Source organism: Streptomyces xiamenensis, from assembly GCF_000993785.3.
Taxonomy (GTDB): Bacteria; Actinomycetota; Actinomycetes; order Streptomycetales; family Streptomycetaceae; genus Streptomyces; species Streptomyces xiamenensis.
On the sequence record NZ_CP009922.3, the window covers coordinates 4,344,462 to 4,358,896 of the forward strand.

The following is a 14,435-nucleotide window of genomic DNA, read 5'->3' on the forward strand; positions in this document are numbered from 1 at the left end:
TCCGCCACCGTGCCGGCCGGCACACGCCCTCACCATGTCCCAGCCACGAAAGGCAACACCGCCCCCATGCCCGGACAGCAGGAACAGCAGGCACCGTCGGAGCACCCGGAGCAGCAGGAACTCCTCACCTTCCCCTTCCCCTCGACGGGCCTTGAGTTTCCCCCCGTCTACCACGAGCTGTACCAGCAGCGGCTCACCAAGGTCCGGCTCCCGTACGGCGACGACGCCTATCTCGCCATCCGGTACGCCGATGTGAAGACCGTGCTGTCCGACTCCCGGTTCTCCATCGTCGCCTCCCTCGGCCAGGACCAGCCACGCACCCGGGCCGGGGCCCGCGTCGGCAATGGCCTGTTCTCCCTCGACCCCCCGCAGCACTCCCGGCTGCGCTCCGTCCTGGGCCGGGACTTCACCCCGCGCCGGGTGGAGAAGCTGCGCGAGCGGGTGCGGGAGCTGACCGACCAGTGTCTGGACCGCATGGAGGCCGCCGGGTCCCCCGCCGATCTCGTTGCCCACCTCGCCGTGCCGATGCCCACCGCCGTGGTGTGCGAGATGATGGGCGTGCCCGAGCCCGACCACCACCTGTTCTGGGGCTGGGCCGAGACGATCCTGTCGAACGACACCACGCCCGACGACCTCATCCGGCGTTACCAGGAGTTCACCGCCTACATGGGCGCCATGGTCGAGGAGCGCCGCGCCCGCCCCACCGACGACATGTTCGGCATGCTGGTGCGGGCCTGCGACGAGGAGGGCCGGATCACCGAGATCGAGATGCACGCGCTCGCCTCCGACCTGCTCAGCGCCGGCTTCGTCAGCACCGCCCACCAGATCGCCAACTTCACGGCCATGCTGCTGGCCCGCCCCGAACGGCTCCAGCCCCTGGTGGACAAGCCGGAGCAGATCCCGGCCGCCGTCGAGGAACTCATGCGCCACGTGCCGATCCTCAGCGGCTTCTCCTTCCCCCGCTACGCCACCGAGGACCTGGAGCTGGGCGGGGTGACCGTCCGCCGCGGCGAGGCCGTCATCCCGGTGATCGCCGCCGCCAACCGCGACCCCGACGTCTACCCGGACGCCGGCCGCCTCGACCTCGAACGCAACGGGCTCCCGCACCTGGGCTTCGGCCAGGGCCCGCACTTCTGCATCGGCGCCCATCTGGCCCGGGTCGAGCTGCAGGTGGTCCTCGAAGCCCTCACCGAGCGCTTCCCCGACCTGCGCTTCGGCGTCCCCGAGAACGAACTCAAGTGGAAGCAGGGTCACTTCATGAACGGCCTCCACGAACTGCCCGTCGCCTGGTAGCGGAAAGGCGGCCCCGCCGACCGTGCGGTCGGCGGGGCGGAGCCACGAGAAGTGGCCTGTGCGGGCGTCTGGAAGTGACACGGATCAGGGAAGCCTCCTGGCCAATACCTGCTCCCTGGTCACACCGTCGGGCAACAGCTCCCCCAGCTCTCCGGTGGCGACGAATCCGTTGCGTCGGTAGAGGGCGATGGCGGACGCGTTTCCCGGGATCACCGCGAGCCCGAGTGTGGTGGCGCCCGATTGCCGTGCCCAATACGCCACCGCTTCGATCAGCCGGTCTCCGACACCCTCACCCCGTGCCGCGGGGCTGACCCACAGCGACCTGAGTTCGCTCGTCCCGCGGTCACCGCGGATGCCTCTGACCATGCCCACGGGCAGGTCTCCGCGCAGCGCGACGACGTTGTGGGAGCCGGGCAGATCCAGACGAGCACGCCACTGCTCCCGGCCGCCCCTGTCCCAGTTGGCGAGCCGGGCCTTGAAGGCATACGGCGCATCGGTCAGCGCGGCGACGCGGACCTCCTGCCACAGCGGCCAGTCATCCGACGTGATGATGTGCAGACGCACCATGCGGGGGAGTGTGCCGCACGGGCCGGCAGTCGGGTAGGAAGCACGCGCCGCCAGGGCTCGGTTCAGTCGGCTGTAGAGGGTTCCCCGGCTCGTGCCCCGGTGCCGGCCGGGCGGTGGTGGGGGAGCGGCGGGGATTTTTCTTCGCCCGGTTGGGGTTACCCCTTCGATAGGATACCCAAGGGGGTATCTCTGAGGAGTGTGGGTTGTGGAACTGGCGATGGCGGCCGAGGAACTGAAGACAGTGGTCAACCGGCTGCGCCGGGCGCAGGGCCAGATCGCCGGGGTGATCAAGATGATCGAGGAGGGGCGGGACTGCGAGGACGTCGTCACCCAGCTCGCCGCGGCGTCCAGGGCTTTGGACAAGGCCGGTTTCGCGATCATCGCCACGGGGCTGCAGCACTGCCTGACCGATGCGGACATGGCTGCTTCCGGTGACCGGGAGCAGATGCGGGCTCGGCTGGAGAAGCTGTTCCTTTCTCTGGCCTGAGCCGGGGTGCCGCGACGCCGGATCACCCGCCCTGTCCGGAGCGGCCGGCCACCCGGCCCGGCATGTACAAGGGGAGGGGCCCTGATTCGGGTCCCTCCCCTTGTGGTGTGGTTCAGCGGTCGCGCAGTGCGGCCAGCGTGTTGTCGAGGTCGGCGGCGCGGGGGCGGTTGTGGGGGAGCTTGGCGAGCATGGCGGCCATGCCGCAGGTGTTGGTCAGGGCGGAGAAGACCAGACCGCCCGCGATGCCGGCGGAGAGGAACTGGAAGGCCGGGTGCACGACGAGCCCGAGCAGCAGGCCGAGCAGCACGATCACTCCCGCGGTGAGCCTCACCTGCCGCTCCATTCCCCAGACGGCACGGGAGGCGCCCTGAGGGCGGTGGAGCTCGTGGCCGTCCGCCGCCCAGGCGCCGGTTCCTCCCGACAGGGTGGCAGCGGTGACACCGTTCTCCGCGAGGATCGTGCAGGCGTTCTGGGAGCGGGCGCCGGAGGCGCAGACGACCAGGATGTCGCCGCGGTCGGAGGCGTGACGGATGTCGGGCAGCGCGCGCCGTATCCGGTCGAGGGGGATGTTGAGCGCGCCGGGCAGATGGCCGCCGGCGTATTCGCCCGGGGTGCGCACGTCGATGATGGTCAGTTCGTGCAGGCGGGTGCGCGCCTCGTCGGTGGCGAGGGCCGTGGGTGTGGTCATGGCAGAGGTGATCCTTGCGTGGTGGGTGTGCTGAGCTTGATCTGACGGGAGCCGGACCGGAGCCGGCCCCCGAGACGCGCGGCCGGCCGGAGAAGCTTCTCCTGCTCCCCGGTCCGAGCCGGTGGCGGCCCTCGTGTTCAGACGATCACGTCGACGAGCATGAAGGCCGAGACCGCCAGCAGGAGGCCGGCGAAAATCTTCCGCAGGGTGGTGCCGGAGATCTTCGTCGCGAGGCGTTTGCCGTCCCAGGCGCCGAGGATCGCGGCTCCGGTGAAGGGGCCGATGACCTCCCAGTGGAGTTCGCCGGTGGTGCCGCTGCGGGCGGCGAGCGCGGCGAGCGAGTTCACGGTGATGACGAGCAGGCTGGTGCCCACCGCCCGGCGCATGGCCAGCCCCAGGACGCTCACCAGGGCGGGCACGGCGAGGAATCCCCCGCCGACCCCCAGCAGGCCTGTCACGGCGCCGAGTCCGGCACCGGCGCCGGCCGCCTTGCCGGGACGGATCCGGTCCGGCGGCTCGGACGCGGACGGGCGCAGCATGCGCAGGGCCGCCAGCGCGGCGATGACCGCGAACGCCGCCGTCAGTACCGCTGCGGGCGGGCGCCCTGCGACTGCGCCCGCGAGAAAGGCGGGGACGATGCCCGCGGCGGCGAACAGCGCCCCTGTCCTCCACGCCACGTTCCCGTCGCGGGTGTGGGCGTACAGGGCGGTGGCGGAGGTGGCGGTGACAATGATCAGGCTGGCGGTGGTGGCGGCAGCCGGAGTGAAACCGAGCAGGTAGATCAGCGCCGGTACGGCAAGGACGCTGCCGCCGCCGCCGAGTGCGCCGAGGGCCAGACCGATGACGGCCCCGGCGATGAGGGCGAGAATGAGGACCGTCACGCTGTGTGCCCGCTGTTCCCACATTGGTCGACGACGGGGTGTCCGGCGGCGGCCCACGCGTTCATGCCGCTGGTGCGGCGCGCCTCGTCGACCGTGACACGGGGCCCGTTTCGGCGGGAGCAGAACATCACACGCTTCCTTCCTTGCGAGGGGGACGGCCGAACTCAGGCGGAGGCCAGGGGCAGCCCGGCATCCGTCGCGGCGTCAAAACCGTCGTCGACGGCGACCACGTCGCGGCCGGCCGCATCGAGCAGGGAGGCGGCGATCGCCGCGCGCATCCCGCCCGCGCAGTGCACCCACACCGTCCCGTCCGGAACCTCGCCGATACGGCCGTGCAGCTCGTGGATCGGGATGTGGACCGAGCCGTCGATGTAGCCGCCCACGCGCTCCGAGTCCCGGCGCACGTCCAGGACGGCCACCTCGTCGCCGCGCTCGCGCACCCGGGCGAGGTCGGCGAAGCGGGCACGCGGGAAGGAGGCGAGCTGCTCGCCCTCCCGGATCCAGCCGGCCGGGTCGCCGGTGGCGGCGGCGGCCGGGCGGTCGATGCCCACCCGCGCCAGCTCCCGCTGCGCGGCGCTGATCTGCCGGGGGGTGTCGGCGAGCAGGGTAACGGGCTTGCCCCACGGGATCAGCCAGGCCAGGTAGGTGGCGAGCTTGCCCTCGCCCTCGAAGTTGAACGAGCCGGCCACGTGCCTCTCGGCGAAGGCCGTGCGGCTGCGCAGGTCCACCACCCACTCGCCCGCGGCCAGCCGGGAGGAGATCTCGCCCGCGTCCGCACGCTCGGGCGGGGTGAGGTCGAGGAGGGCGGGGCCGGCGGCGTTGGCCGGGCCCATGTGCGCGTAGTAGGCGGGCACGTCCTCCAGCCCGGCGAGCATCCGCTGAACGAAGGTGTCCAGGTCCAGGGTGAGCGCGTCGTTGCTGGTGCGTTCCCTGCCGATCGTGGTCGCGTCCCCCTCGGCCTGGGCGGAGGAGCAGAAGCTGCCGAACCCGTGGGTGGGCAGCACCGGCACCTCGTCGTCCAGCTCGTCGGCCAGGCGGTGGGCGGAGGCGTGCTGGGCCCGGGCCAGTTGCTGGGTCAGCCGGGGCTCCACCAGGTCGGGGCGGCCCACCGTGCCGATCAGCAGCGATCCGCCGGTGAACGCCGCCACGCCGCGCCCGTCCTGTTCCAGGACGTAGGAGGTGTGGTGCGGGGTGTGTCCGGGCGTGGCGATCGCCCGCAGGACCAGATCCGCGTCCACGTCCACGGTGTCCCCGTCGCCGACCGGGGTGCGGGCGAAGGACACGTGCGCCGCGGCCGGCACCAGATAGGAGGCGCCGGTGACGCGGGCCAGCTCCAGGCCACCGCTGACGTAGTCGTTGTGGATGTGGGTCTCCGCCACGTACGCGATGGTCACCCCGCGCCTGGCGGCGGCGGCGATCACCTGGTCGATGTCGCGCGGCGGATCGATGACCACCGCGGCAGCGGCCCCGCCGGCCAGGTAGCTGCGGTTGCCCAGACCCTCGAACTCAAGGGTGTCGACGAAGAACACGACTGCCGCTCCTCCACGGGAATGGTGTACCCCGGGGGGTATTCGGTACCCACCCTAACAGGGGTACCCCGGGGGGTATTCCTGTGGTGCTGGGCGTCCCCGGAACCCCGGGTGCGGCATTGCGTCCACCGCGCCGGGTACCCGGCGCAGTATCAAGGAGCCGGGTTCTCCGCCTCACCGAAGGAGCAGCGCACCGTGCCCTACGACCGCACCGTCCGCCTGGCCGTCACCGACTTCGACGCCGCCACCACCGCCGTCCGCCAGGCCCTGGCCGACCAGGGGTTCGGCATCCTCACCGAGATCGATGTCCGGGCCACGCTGAAGGCCAAGCTCGGCCACGACATGGAGGAGTACCTCATCCTGGGCGCCTGCAACCCGCCGCTCGCCCACCGGGCCCTGGAGGCCGACCGCTCCATCGGCCTGCTCCTGCCCTGCAACGTCGTCGTCCGCCGCGACGGCGACCACGTGCTCGTCCAGGCACTCGACCCGGACACCATGGTCACCCTCACCGGCCTGGATTCCCTCAAACCCGTAGCCGACGAGGCCACCGCCCGGCTCGACGCCGCGCTCGGCGCCCTGGCCGCCACCTGACCTCTCCCCGGTTCGGCATCCGGCCGACCCCGGCACGCGACGCCATCGGCGTCCGGGCGAAGGGACAACCGGGAAGAACACCCCGGTCGTCTCCCGGGCCCCTCTCCACGCCGATGGCCCCTCCCACGCTCACCGAACGCGGAAGGGGCCATGGCGTTGGGCCGCCGTACGGGCGCCGGCCGTTACAGCGCGACCAGGACCTTGCCGCGGTTGCCCTCCTGGCCGGTGTACAGGGAGCGGTACGCGCCCGGCAGCGCGTCGAAGCCCTGGTGGATGGTCTGGTGGTAGACCAGCTCACCCTTGCGGATCAGCCCGCCCACCTCCTCGTGCAGTGCCTCGACCATCTCCTCCGTGTACCACTCGTCGGCGAAGATCCCGCGGATCGTGGTGCGCGGGAACATGATGTACGGCAGCAGCCGCGGCCCCGTCCAGTCCCCGTTGACCGTGGTCGCCCACTGCCAGCACACCGCGACCTGGGAGTGCACGTTGAGCATCGTGAACACCGCGTCCGTCACGGTGCCGCCCAGCCAGATATCCGTCCGGCCGGAATCGGTCACTCCGTTCTCTGGCTCATCCATGCGCAACGTCCCTCACCGAAGTCTGGTCAGAGTGAGGAGTTCGCGGACGCCGCCGGCACGGGGGTGACGTTGGGAGAGTTCAGTGACGATGGCGCGGATCGAGGCCCGGTCGCGGATTTCGGCCGGGGCGATGTGGTGGGCGCCAAGGAGTGCTTGGGCGGTCTCCTCGGGCTTGCCCCATCGCCACCATGCCCGGGCCATGTCGGTGTGGTAGCGGCCCCGGCGTTCGGCAGTGGAGAACTGAGCCGGGTTGAGAGTGCGGCCTGCGGCGACGGCGGCCCCGGCGTCGCCGAGGGACCACAGCACGCCCACCTTGTAGAGGGTGACAGTGGCGGTGGAGATGTGGCAGGAGCGCATGCTGGGTAGTTGCGCGGCGGCACGTTCGGCGTCGTGGATCATCTCCAGCGCCCGCTCGCGGTCACCCGCTTCTGCTGCGGCGTATGAGGCGGTGCACAGCATCTGTGCGAGGGCCGCCGCTTGGGCGGGGGTCGACGGGCCGGCAGCGTCGAGGGCGGCGGCAGCCTGAAGAGTGACGTGCTGGGCGATGGTTGCGCGGCCTTCGTGCCGCAGGACAATGCTGAGTGCTCGCGCGGACGACGCGGCAGCGAGTGGGGAGCCGGAGATGCGGGCGTAGATGGTGGAGCGGTCGGCGGTGATCCGGGCGGAGCGCCTCTGTCCGATCTTGGAGAGGGCTTCGGTGGCCAGGTCGTAACAGGCGGCGAGCCGGGCGTAGTCGGCGCCCTCGCCGGTGTCCGCACGGGCTTCGGCGGTGGCCAGGAGGTCCGGCAGCGCCCGCATGAGCCGGGGGTGATCGCCCCCGTCGAACAGCGCGCGGGCCTGGCGGTACTCGGTGACAACGCGGTCAGGGGTCGGGGCGGCTCGTGGTGCGGGCGAGACGTCCAGCGCGTCATCAAGAGCGGTGAGGACACTGAGCGGTACGGCGGCGGCACCGGCGCCGAGTACGGACCGGCGTTTCATCGGATCCTCCTCAAAACCCCCGCGGCCCCCCTGATGGGTGGGGGTAACTGTAGTGCGAGGAGGAGCGTCGGGCGCCATTCCGAGTGCTGCGGCGAACAGGCTCTGTGGGATGGCGAGGGCGTCAGTCAGCCGGTTGAGCATGTCGATGTCGGTCGCCGGGCGTACGCCCGTCTCCAGGCGGCTGACGGCCGAGGCGGAGTACCCGGCCGCCTTGCCGAGGTCCGCTTGCCTCCAGCCGCGTTGCTGTCGGGCCCAGCGGATCAGCCCGGCGATGTCGCCCCCCTTGATGAGCGCCCGGGCTCGTGCGGAGTACCAGTCAGGTACGAGTGGCTGTGCCTGCATGACCGCCCCCAGAAACGCAGCGGGACATCAACTGATCCACGGTAGCGAGCCGGCCGCGGCCGGGTCGAGGCCGTATGCGCAGCACGCACGCGGTGTGCACGGCCCGGGAAATCCCTCGGTGGCCGGCCGGGGCGGCGGTGTGATGGGAGGGCAGCACAGACCCCGGGCAACCTGGCCCGAAGCGCATGCGGAAGGAGAACTGTGATGGACATCCACACCGAGACGAACGAGATCGAGGCGCCGATGGTCGTTGACCTCGGCGACCTGGTCGCCCTGACCCTCGGCCAGGGCAAGGGCAGCAGCGAGGACAAGCGTCGCGCCTACAACCACCACTGATCCCGTGAAGGTGTGGCACCCGGGCCCCCAACCCGGGTGCCGCACCCTCCGCCGTTCAGGTCCCAGACCCGGAAGGAGACGCATGTTCTTCGGAGGATTCACGGTCGGTTGTAGTGACGGGCTCCGCCCTCATGGCACCGAATACGCCGACGCGGCCCGCTCCGTGTGGAGCGACCCGATGATGGTCCGGGCCGTCAGCGGAGCAGACGGTGGCACGGTGATGGTGCTGGGGCGTTGCGGTGCGTCCGAAGCCGAGCTGGGCACGGTGGCCGGCGGGCCACTGCCGGAGGATGTGACCTGGCGGTGGCCCGGTACCTACACCGTCGTGGAGCACCGGGCCGAAGGCGTCGTGCTGCATACCGATCCGGCCGGGGCCATGCCCCTCTACGCGGCGGAGTTCGGGGGCGGCTGGGCCTGGTCGAGCTCGACCCGGGCTCTCGCCGCGCTGACCGGGGCCGCTCTCAGCGCGGAACGCCTGGCGGTATCGGTCTTCGCTTCGTACGTTCCGGCGGCCGGTGCTCGGTCCTTCTTCACCGGTGTACGGCTGCTGGCACCGGGCTCGCGGGTGTGGCTGCCTTCGGACGGGGGCACGCCACGCTGTACAACCGTGTGGCGGCCGGACCCGGTGCCCGGTGATCCGGCCCGCCGATTCCGGGTCGTGCTCCAGGCCGCGGTCGAGTACCGGACGGTCCTGGACCCAGAGGTGTCGTGCGATCTGTCGGGCGGGCTGGATTCCAGCACATTGGCACTGCTCGCCGCTGCGGCCCGTCCCGCCGAGGGCCACCTGAACGGCGTCACCGTCCACCCGGACGACGACACCAGCGGTGCCGACCTCCACTACGCGCGGCTGGCGGCCGCCCGCGACCCCCGGATCGCGCACCACCTGCTCTCCCTCGGCACCGAGCAACTGCCCTACACGGACATCACCGCGGTGCCAGCCACCGACGAGCCCGCCCCTTCCACCCTGGCCCGCGCCCGTCTGGAATACCAACTCGCCTGGATGAAGTCCGAGTTCGGCACACGCACGCACATGACCGGCGACGGCGGAGACAGTGTGCTGTTCGTACCGCCCGCTCACCTCGCCGATCTGCTGCGGCATCGCCGGTGGGCACGGGCGGTGAGCGAAGCGACGGGCTGGGCCCGGCTGCGGCACACCGCCGTCCTGCCACTGCTGAACGATGCCCGTCGGCTGGCCGGTGTCAGCCGGGCGGATGCCTTCGCCGACCTCGCGCACACCGTGGAGAGCGCCGGCCACCCCGCCGGGGAGGACCGGGGTGATGTCACCTGGGTGCCGCAGCTACCGATGCCACCGTGGATCACCGAGAAGGCCCGCAGCCTGCTTGCCGGCGGACTCCGGCGCGCCGCCACCGAAGCGGACCCACTGCCCGGTCTGGACCTCGGGCCCCGGGTCCTGGTGGATGAGATCCGGGAGCTCGCCCGTACCGCGGCCGCCGACGCCCAGTTGGCCGACCAGCAGGGCGTTGAGCTGCACAATCCGTTTCTGGACGCGCACGTTGTCGATGCCGTGCTGCGGACCGAGCTGCGGTCCCGCCCGCCCTTGTACGCCTACAAGCCCGTCCTGCGCCGGGCGATGTGCCGTGTACTGCCGCCCCAGCTCGCTGCCCGCACCACCAAGGGCAGCTTCAACACAGCCCACTACACCGGGATGCGCGCGAACCTGCCGGCGCTGACCGACCTCACCGAGGGACATCTGGCCGGGCTGGGGATCATCGAGCCGGGTCTGCTCCGCACGCACCTGGCCCAGGGAGCCGCCGGCGTTCCCATGCCACTCGCAGCGATCGAACAGTTCCTCACGACCGAGGCATGGCTGCACGCCCTCCACCGTGCCCCGGCCCTTGTCTGGACCCGGGAGGAAAACGCCCATGTCTGATCCGCCCGCGCATGCCACCTGTCCCCCGAGCGTCCGCGCGGTGGACCTCGGGCATGTCCTGGTTCTCATCAACTACCGTTCTGGCAGGGCACAATGCCTCCTGCCCGCCGCTGCGCCGCGGTGGTGTGCCGCAGCCCGTACCGGCGACCTCACCCCACTCGGAGACACGCTCACCAGCCGTTTGCTCGACCTGGGTCTGATTGTTCCCACAGAGCACCCCCAGCCGTGGCCCGTCCCCATCCCGGCCACTGCCCGAGTCGGTGGAGGCGGCGACGAGCACCGCGCCGGTATCGTCCGGCCGGCCCATGTCCCTCTGCGCTCTGTTGTCCGAGCGGGCGCGGCTCTCGCCCGGGTCTTCATGGTCACCAGGGGGACTCAGGGCATGCAGCGGATCATCTCCCTGCTCAACTACGCCAACACCAATGTCCGCTGCAACCGCCCGGCTACCGAGGCCGAAGCCACCGCCGCCGTGCAGGCGGTCCGCCGGGCAGGCTGGTACTCGCCGGGCAGAACCGCGTGTCTGGAGGAGTCGGCTGCCGCCCTGCTGCTGCTGGCCGCTCAGGGCCGCAGGGCCCAGTGGTGTCATGGCGTCGCGCCAGACCCGGTGCGGCTCCATGCCTGGGTGCAGACTGTGGACGGCGCCACCGTCGCCGAGCCGGGGTCCACCGGCGCCTACACCCCCGTCCTCACCATCGGAGACCGCCATCAGCACCCCGACTGACCCGATTCTGTGGCTGCGCAACGAGAAGTGCGGCCTCGGCCCGTACCGTACCGACCTCGTCGAGACCTACTGGCGGTGGGAGCAGGACCCAGCCCTCATGATCGGATACGGCCGCCAGGCCCCCGAAAGTCTCGACGCCAGGACCGAGGGCATGCGCCGGCAGCAGGGCGGCGACAATATCCGCTTCACCCTCTACGACCTCACCACCGGCGGTGAGCCGACGCCGGCCGGGGTGGCCACTCTGCTGCCCGACCACAGCGTCCGCTGTGCGGAGTATGTCGTCATGCTCGGCAACGAGTTCCGCGGGCACGGCCTGGGGACGGCCGCCACCCGGCTCGTTCTGGACTACGCCTGGCACGTCACGAACCTGCGGATGGTCTGGCTCTCCGTCCTCGCCCCGAACGCCGCCGCGATCCGCGCCTACGAGAACGCGGGCTTCCAACCGGCCGGCCGACTTCGTCAGGCCGGGTACTGGCGAGGCAAGCCGTGCGACGAGATCATCATGGACGCCCTCGCATCGGACTTCACGGGTCTCTCCGTCATCTCCGACCCCGCACAGCCTTCTTGAGATCGGGGCCTCACCGCGATCCTGCGCACGACAGCACATCCGCGCGGTCGGCAGCGCATAGCGCCGGCCCTTTCCGCGTGTGAAGAAAGCGGAAAGGGCCAGCGTGTTGGGCCGCCGTACGGGCGCCGGCGGCTACAGCGCGACCAGGACCTTGCCCCGGTTGCCCTCCTGGCCGGTGTACAGCGAGCGGTACGCGCCCGGCAGCGCGTCGAAGCCCTGGTGGATGGTCTGGTGGTAGACCAGCTCACCCTTGCGGATCAGCCCACCCACCTCCTCGTGCAGCGCCTCGACCATCTCCTCCGTGTACCACTCGTCGGCGAAGATCCCCCGGATCGTGGTGCGCGGGAACATGATGTACGGCAGCAGCCGCGGCCCCGTCCAGTCCCCGTTGACCGTGGTCGCCCACTGCCAGCACACCGCGACCTGGGAGTGCACGTTGAGCATCGTGAACACCGCGTCCGTCACGGTGCCGCCCAGGTTGTCGAAGTACTTGTCGATCCCGTTGGGCGCCGCCGCCGCCAGGGCCTCGCGCACCGTGTCCGTGTCGTCGCCCTGCCGGTAGTGCACCACCGCGTCGAAGCCCAGCTGCGTCAGATACGCGGCCTTCCCCGGCGAGGAGGTGGTGCCCACCACCCGGGCCCCGGCCCGCTTGGCGAGCTGACCCACCAGGGTGCCCACCGTCCCGGACGCGCCACTGATCACCACGGTGTCCTCGGAGCCCACCGTCAGGAACGTCTTCAGCGTTCCGAACGCGGTGATGCCCGGGGTGCCCATCACACCCAGCGCCGTGGACAGCGGCAGCACCTCGTCGTACCGCCGCGGGTCCAGCTTGCGGAACGGCGGCAACTGGACGGCGAACTCGGCGCCCTCGTCGTCCCACCCGCTGGGCCCCCCGGTGGACACCAGATGGCTGCACCAGCCGCCGTACCCCTGCACCAGGTCCCCGACCTGGAAGCGGGCGCGCGGCCCCGCCACCTCCACTTCCATGATCGAGTCACCGCGCACGGTGTCCCCGATCGGCGTCTGGAGCGAGAGCCCCACCAGATACGGGTCCACCGACACGTACCGGGTGCGCAGCAGCATCTGATCGTCCGCCAGCGAGGCGGGATCGAACTCCCGCGTCACCTTCCGGTAGATCCGGTCGGTGTCCGGGACCCCCGGGATGTGCTCGGCGATCACCCATGTGTGTACCTGCACTACACGCTCCTCGACGATGTGACGGTGTTGTCGGTGTGGGCGGCGGTGTCGCCGCCGGTGGTCTGGGCGGGGAACCCGGCGGCCAGATCCGGCACGCCGGGCTGCTTGCCCACCGCGATGGAGACCTGGGTGGGCGGCGGCGCGCTCTCGTCCACGCTCGCCGTGAACTCCCGGCCGTCGTCCCGGCAGATCACCTGCGTGACCTGCCGGCCCGAGGCCACCGCCCGGATCAGCCCGCCGACGGTGACCCACACCCCGGCCAGATAGAAGTTGGAGAGCCCCGGCAGCACCGGGCCGTTCTTGTTGATCTCCACCTCCACGGTCTCCCCGCCGTCCACGAACGGCTGCCAGCCGGGGAACCCGCCGTTGTAGGTGCCCGTGTAGCGCACCTGCGTCAGCGGCGTGGACACGTCCCGCACGGCGACCGCGTCCTTGAGACCGGGGAACCGCTCGTCCAGGAAGTTCTCGATGGTGATCCGCGCCTGCCGCTTGGCCTGCGTGTACGCCTTGCCGTGCTTCACCGGCAGGGTGTGCAGCACCTGGCCGCGCCGCACCCGGCCCGCCTGCTCCGGCACGTCGTCGCGCAGCGCCCGCCACGGCTCGGCCTCCGAGAAGTACGTGGCGAAGATGACCGTGGTCTCGCGCGGCGACAGCTCCGGGTAGTGGCAGCTGCGGAACTGCACGTTCATGCTGGGATGCCGCATGCCGGTGAGCTTCGCGGCCATGCTGTCCTCCAGCACGTACGTGGTGCACGGCTCGCCCTCGGGGAACGGCCGGCGCAGCCCCAGGAACAGCGAGACGTAGCCGGGGGAGATCGTGCCCACCTCGTCGATGGTCTCGGTGAGCAGCTTGCGCCAGGTGTCGTTGAGATACCGGCCGCCGAGCATCCCCATGGCGGTGGTGTGCAGATCGGCCGCCGACACCACGATGTCCGCGCGGAACTCGCGGCCGTCGGTGAGCCGTACCCCCACCGCCTTGTCGTGCTCGACGAGGATCTTCTCCACCTTGGCGTTGTACGTGATCTCCCCGCCGAGCCCCGTGTAGCGCCGCTCCACCGAGCGGGCCAGCTCCAGCGAGCCGCCCTCGGGCACCCCCGCCGAGCCGTTGGCGTGCGAGGCCAGCTGGAACCAGAACGGCAGGACGGGGAAGTCGGCGTGCTTCTCGTACAGCACGTAGTTGAACGCCTCGCGCAGCACCGGGTGCTGGAACTTCTCGGCGTAGTCCGTCATCAGCTCGGTGATGGACTTGCGGATGGCGTTGAAGTACGGCAGGAACGAGGCCAGCATCTTCCACCGCTCCCACCGCCCCATCAGCCCCACCGGCTTGAGGAACGGATAGACGGCCAGCGCCTTCTGGAAGGTGCGCACCCCGTCGCAGAAGTTCTTGATGCGTCGGGCGTCGGCCGGGGAGATCTCCAGCAGGTGCGCCTGGAGCCGGTCCGGGTCGGAGTAGAAGTACACCGGCTGGCCGCCGCGCACCCGCACGATGTTGAAGACGTCGAACTGGCGCATCTCCTTGCCCTGCAACGCCCCCAGTTCCATCCAGATCTGGTACATCTCGTTGCCGGGACCGCTGCCGAGCAGCCAGCTGACGCACCAGTCGAAGGTGAAGTCCCCGCGCTCCCAGGCGGTGCAGGAACCGCCCGGGATCTCGTGCATCTCGAAGACCCGCGTCGCGTAGCCGTTCATCTGCGCGTAGCAGCCGGTGGACAGGCCCCCCAGGCCGCCGCCGATGATGATCATCGACTGCCTGCCCGGGGTGCCGGAGGTGGTGGGGGATGACATGGCC

The 14,435-nt window shown here is 70.9% G+C and carries 14 protein-coding genes and 2 pseudogenes; 7 read left to right on the plus strand and 9 right to left on the minus strand.

The window, feature by feature from the left end:
* Positions 1-66 precede the first annotated feature (66 nt).
* The gene (locus SXIM_RS20160) at positions 67-1,293 is read left to right on the plus strand and encodes a cytochrome P450 (protein WP_046724814.1); all 1,227 of its coding nucleotides are present in this window, start codon (positions 67-69) and stop codon (positions 1,291-1,293) included.
* A gap of 84 nt (positions 1,294-1,377) precedes the next feature.
* Here SXIM_RS20160 and SXIM_RS20165 read toward each other — a convergent pair whose 3' ends face one another.
* A complete protein-coding gene (locus SXIM_RS20165) occupies positions 1,378-1,860 on the minus strand; it encodes a GNAT family N-acetyltransferase (RefSeq protein WP_046724815.1) in 483 nt (160 codons plus the stop codon).
* Between the two features lie 205 nt (positions 1,861-2,065).
* On the opposite strand from SXIM_RS20165, the gene SXIM_RS20170 reads away from it, so the two are divergent.
* Positions 2,066-2,347 carry a metal-sensitive transcriptional regulator gene (locus tag SXIM_RS20170; protein WP_018845516.1) on the plus strand — a complete coding sequence of 94 codons (282 nt, stop codon included), beginning with the start codon at positions 2,066-2,068 and terminating at the stop codon, positions 2,345-2,347.
* Positions 2,348-2,459: 112 nt separating this feature from the next.
* Here the strand turns inward: SXIM_RS20170 and SXIM_RS20175 are convergent, their stop codons facing one another.
* From SXIM_RS20175 to SXIM_RS20190, 3 genes are all read right to left on the minus strand, one after another.
* The gene (locus tag SXIM_RS20175) at positions 2,460-3,035 is read right to left on the minus strand and encodes a rhodanese-like domain-containing protein (protein WP_046724816.1); all 576 of its coding nucleotides are present in this window, start codon (positions 3,033-3,035) and stop codon (positions 2,460-2,462) included.
* Between the two features lie 137 nt (positions 3,036-3,172).
* On the minus strand, positions 3,173-3,916 hold the full coding sequence (locus SXIM_RS20180) for a sulfite exporter TauE/SafE family protein (RefSeq protein ID WP_046725806.1): 744 nt from the start codon (positions 3,914-3,916) through the stop codon (positions 3,173-3,175).
* A 164-nt stretch (positions 3,917-4,080) separates the two neighbouring features.
* Positions 4,081-5,445 (minus strand): MBL fold metallo-hydrolase, encoded by a 1,365-nt coding sequence (locus SXIM_RS20190; protein ID WP_046724817.1) that lies wholly within the window; start codon positions 5,443-5,445, stop codon positions 4,081-4,083.
* Between the two features lie 195 nt (positions 5,446-5,640).
* Between SXIM_RS20190 and SXIM_RS20195 the strand changes: the two genes are divergently transcribed.
* On the plus strand, positions 5,641-6,036 hold the full coding sequence (locus tag SXIM_RS20195; RefSeq protein ID WP_030733531.1) for a DUF302 domain-containing protein: 396 nt from the start codon (positions 5,641-5,643) through the stop codon (positions 6,034-6,036).
* A 182-nt stretch (positions 6,037-6,218) separates the two neighbouring features.
* Here SXIM_RS20195 and SXIM_RS20200 read toward each other — a convergent pair.
* The 3 genes and pseudogenes from SXIM_RS20200 to SXIM_RS28240 form a co-directional block, all read right to left on the minus strand.
* Positions 6,219-6,563: pseudogene (locus tag SXIM_RS20200) on the minus strand (MDR family NADP-dependent oxidoreductase); the annotation flags it as partial.
* Between the two features lie 63 nt (positions 6,564-6,626).
* A complete protein-coding gene (locus SXIM_RS20205; protein WP_246156983.1) occupies positions 6,627-7,592 on the minus strand; it encodes a transcriptional regulator in 966 nt (321 codons plus the stop codon).
* A 99-nt stretch (positions 7,593-7,691) separates the two neighbouring features.
* A pseudogene (locus tag SXIM_RS28240) lies at positions 7,692-7,934 on the minus strand (helix-turn-helix domain-containing protein); the annotation flags it as partial.
* 204 nt (positions 7,935-8,138) lie between these two features.
* On the opposite strand from SXIM_RS28240, the gene SXIM_RS20210 reads away from it, so the two are divergent.
* The 4 genes from SXIM_RS20210 (at position 8,139) to SXIM_RS20225 (ending at position 11,450) form a co-directional block, all read left to right on the plus strand.
* Positions 8,139-8,270, plus strand: coding sequence for an albusnodin family lasso peptide (locus SXIM_RS20210; RefSeq protein WP_107073948.1), 132 nt, complete (start codon positions 8,139-8,141; stop codon positions 8,268-8,270).
* An 82-nt stretch (positions 8,271-8,352) separates the two neighbouring features.
* Entirely contained in the window at positions 8,353-10,161 is a 1,809-nt protein-coding gene (locus tag SXIM_RS20215) for an albusnodin/ikarugamycin family macrolactam cyclase (RefSeq protein ID WP_046724820.1), read from the plus strand.
* 358 nt (positions 10,162-10,519) lie between these two features.
* Positions 10,520-10,882 carry a lasso peptide biosynthesis B2 protein gene (locus tag SXIM_RS28835; protein WP_234306888.1) on the plus strand — a complete coding sequence of 121 codons (363 nt, stop codon included), beginning with the start codon at positions 10,520-10,522 and terminating at the stop codon, positions 10,880-10,882.
* A gap of 13 nt (positions 10,883-10,895) precedes the next feature.
* Entirely contained in the window at positions 10,896-11,450 is a 555-nt protein-coding gene (locus SXIM_RS20225) for a GNAT family N-acetyltransferase (protein ID WP_267880998.1), read from the plus strand.
* A 132-nt stretch (positions 11,451-11,582) separates the two neighbouring features.
* On the opposite strand, the gene SXIM_RS20230 is transcribed toward SXIM_RS20225, so the two are convergent.
* Both SXIM_RS20230 and SXIM_RS20235 read right to left on the minus strand, forming a co-directional pair.
* Positions 11,583-12,647: an MDR family NADP-dependent oxidoreductase gene (locus SXIM_RS20230; RefSeq protein ID WP_030733536.1), complete on the minus strand. Its 1,065-nt coding sequence runs from the start codon at positions 12,645-12,647 to the stop codon at positions 11,583-11,585.
* Complete coding sequence (locus tag SXIM_RS20235) at positions 12,647-14,431, minus strand: phytoene desaturase family protein (protein WP_053116264.1); 1,785 nt, start codon at positions 14,429-14,431, stop codon at positions 12,647-12,649. The genes SXIM_RS20230 and SXIM_RS20235 overlap by 1 nt, the downstream gene beginning before the upstream one ends.
* Positions 14,432-14,435: the final 4 nt, after the last annotated feature.

Excerpts from the sequence above, each read along its gene's own strand:
- SXIM_RS20205 (WP_246156983.1), bottom strand. The coding sequence starts at position 7,592 with ATGAAACGCCGGTCCGTACTCGGCGCCGGTGCCGCCGCCGTACCGCTC.
- SXIM_RS20210 (WP_107073948.1), top strand. The coding sequence starts at position 8,139 with ATGGACATCCACACCGAGACGAACGAGATCGAGGCGCCGATGGTCGTT.
- SXIM_RS20215 (WP_046724820.1), top strand. The coding sequence starts at position 8,353 with ATGTTCTTCGGAGGATTCACGGTCGGTTGTAGTGACGGGCTCCGCCCT.
- SXIM_RS20175 (WP_046724816.1), bottom strand. The coding sequence starts at position 3,035 with ATGACCACACCCACGGCCCTCGCCACCGACGAGGCGCGCACCCGCCTG.
- SXIM_RS28835 (WP_234306888.1), top strand. The coding sequence starts at position 10,520 with ATGGTCACCAGGGGGACTCAGGGCATGCAGCGGATCATCTCCCTGCTC.
- SXIM_RS20165 (WP_046724815.1), bottom strand. The coding sequence starts at position 1,860 with ATGGTGCGTCTGCACATCATCACGTCGGATGACTGGCCGCTGTGGCAG.
- SXIM_RS20160 (WP_046724814.1), top strand. The coding sequence starts at position 67 with ATGCCCGGACAGCAGGAACAGCAGGCACCGTCGGAGCACCCGGAGCAG.
- SXIM_RS20235 (WP_053116264.1), bottom strand. The coding sequence starts at position 14,431 with ATGTCATCCCCCACCACCTCCGGCACCCCGGGCAGGCAGTCGATGATC.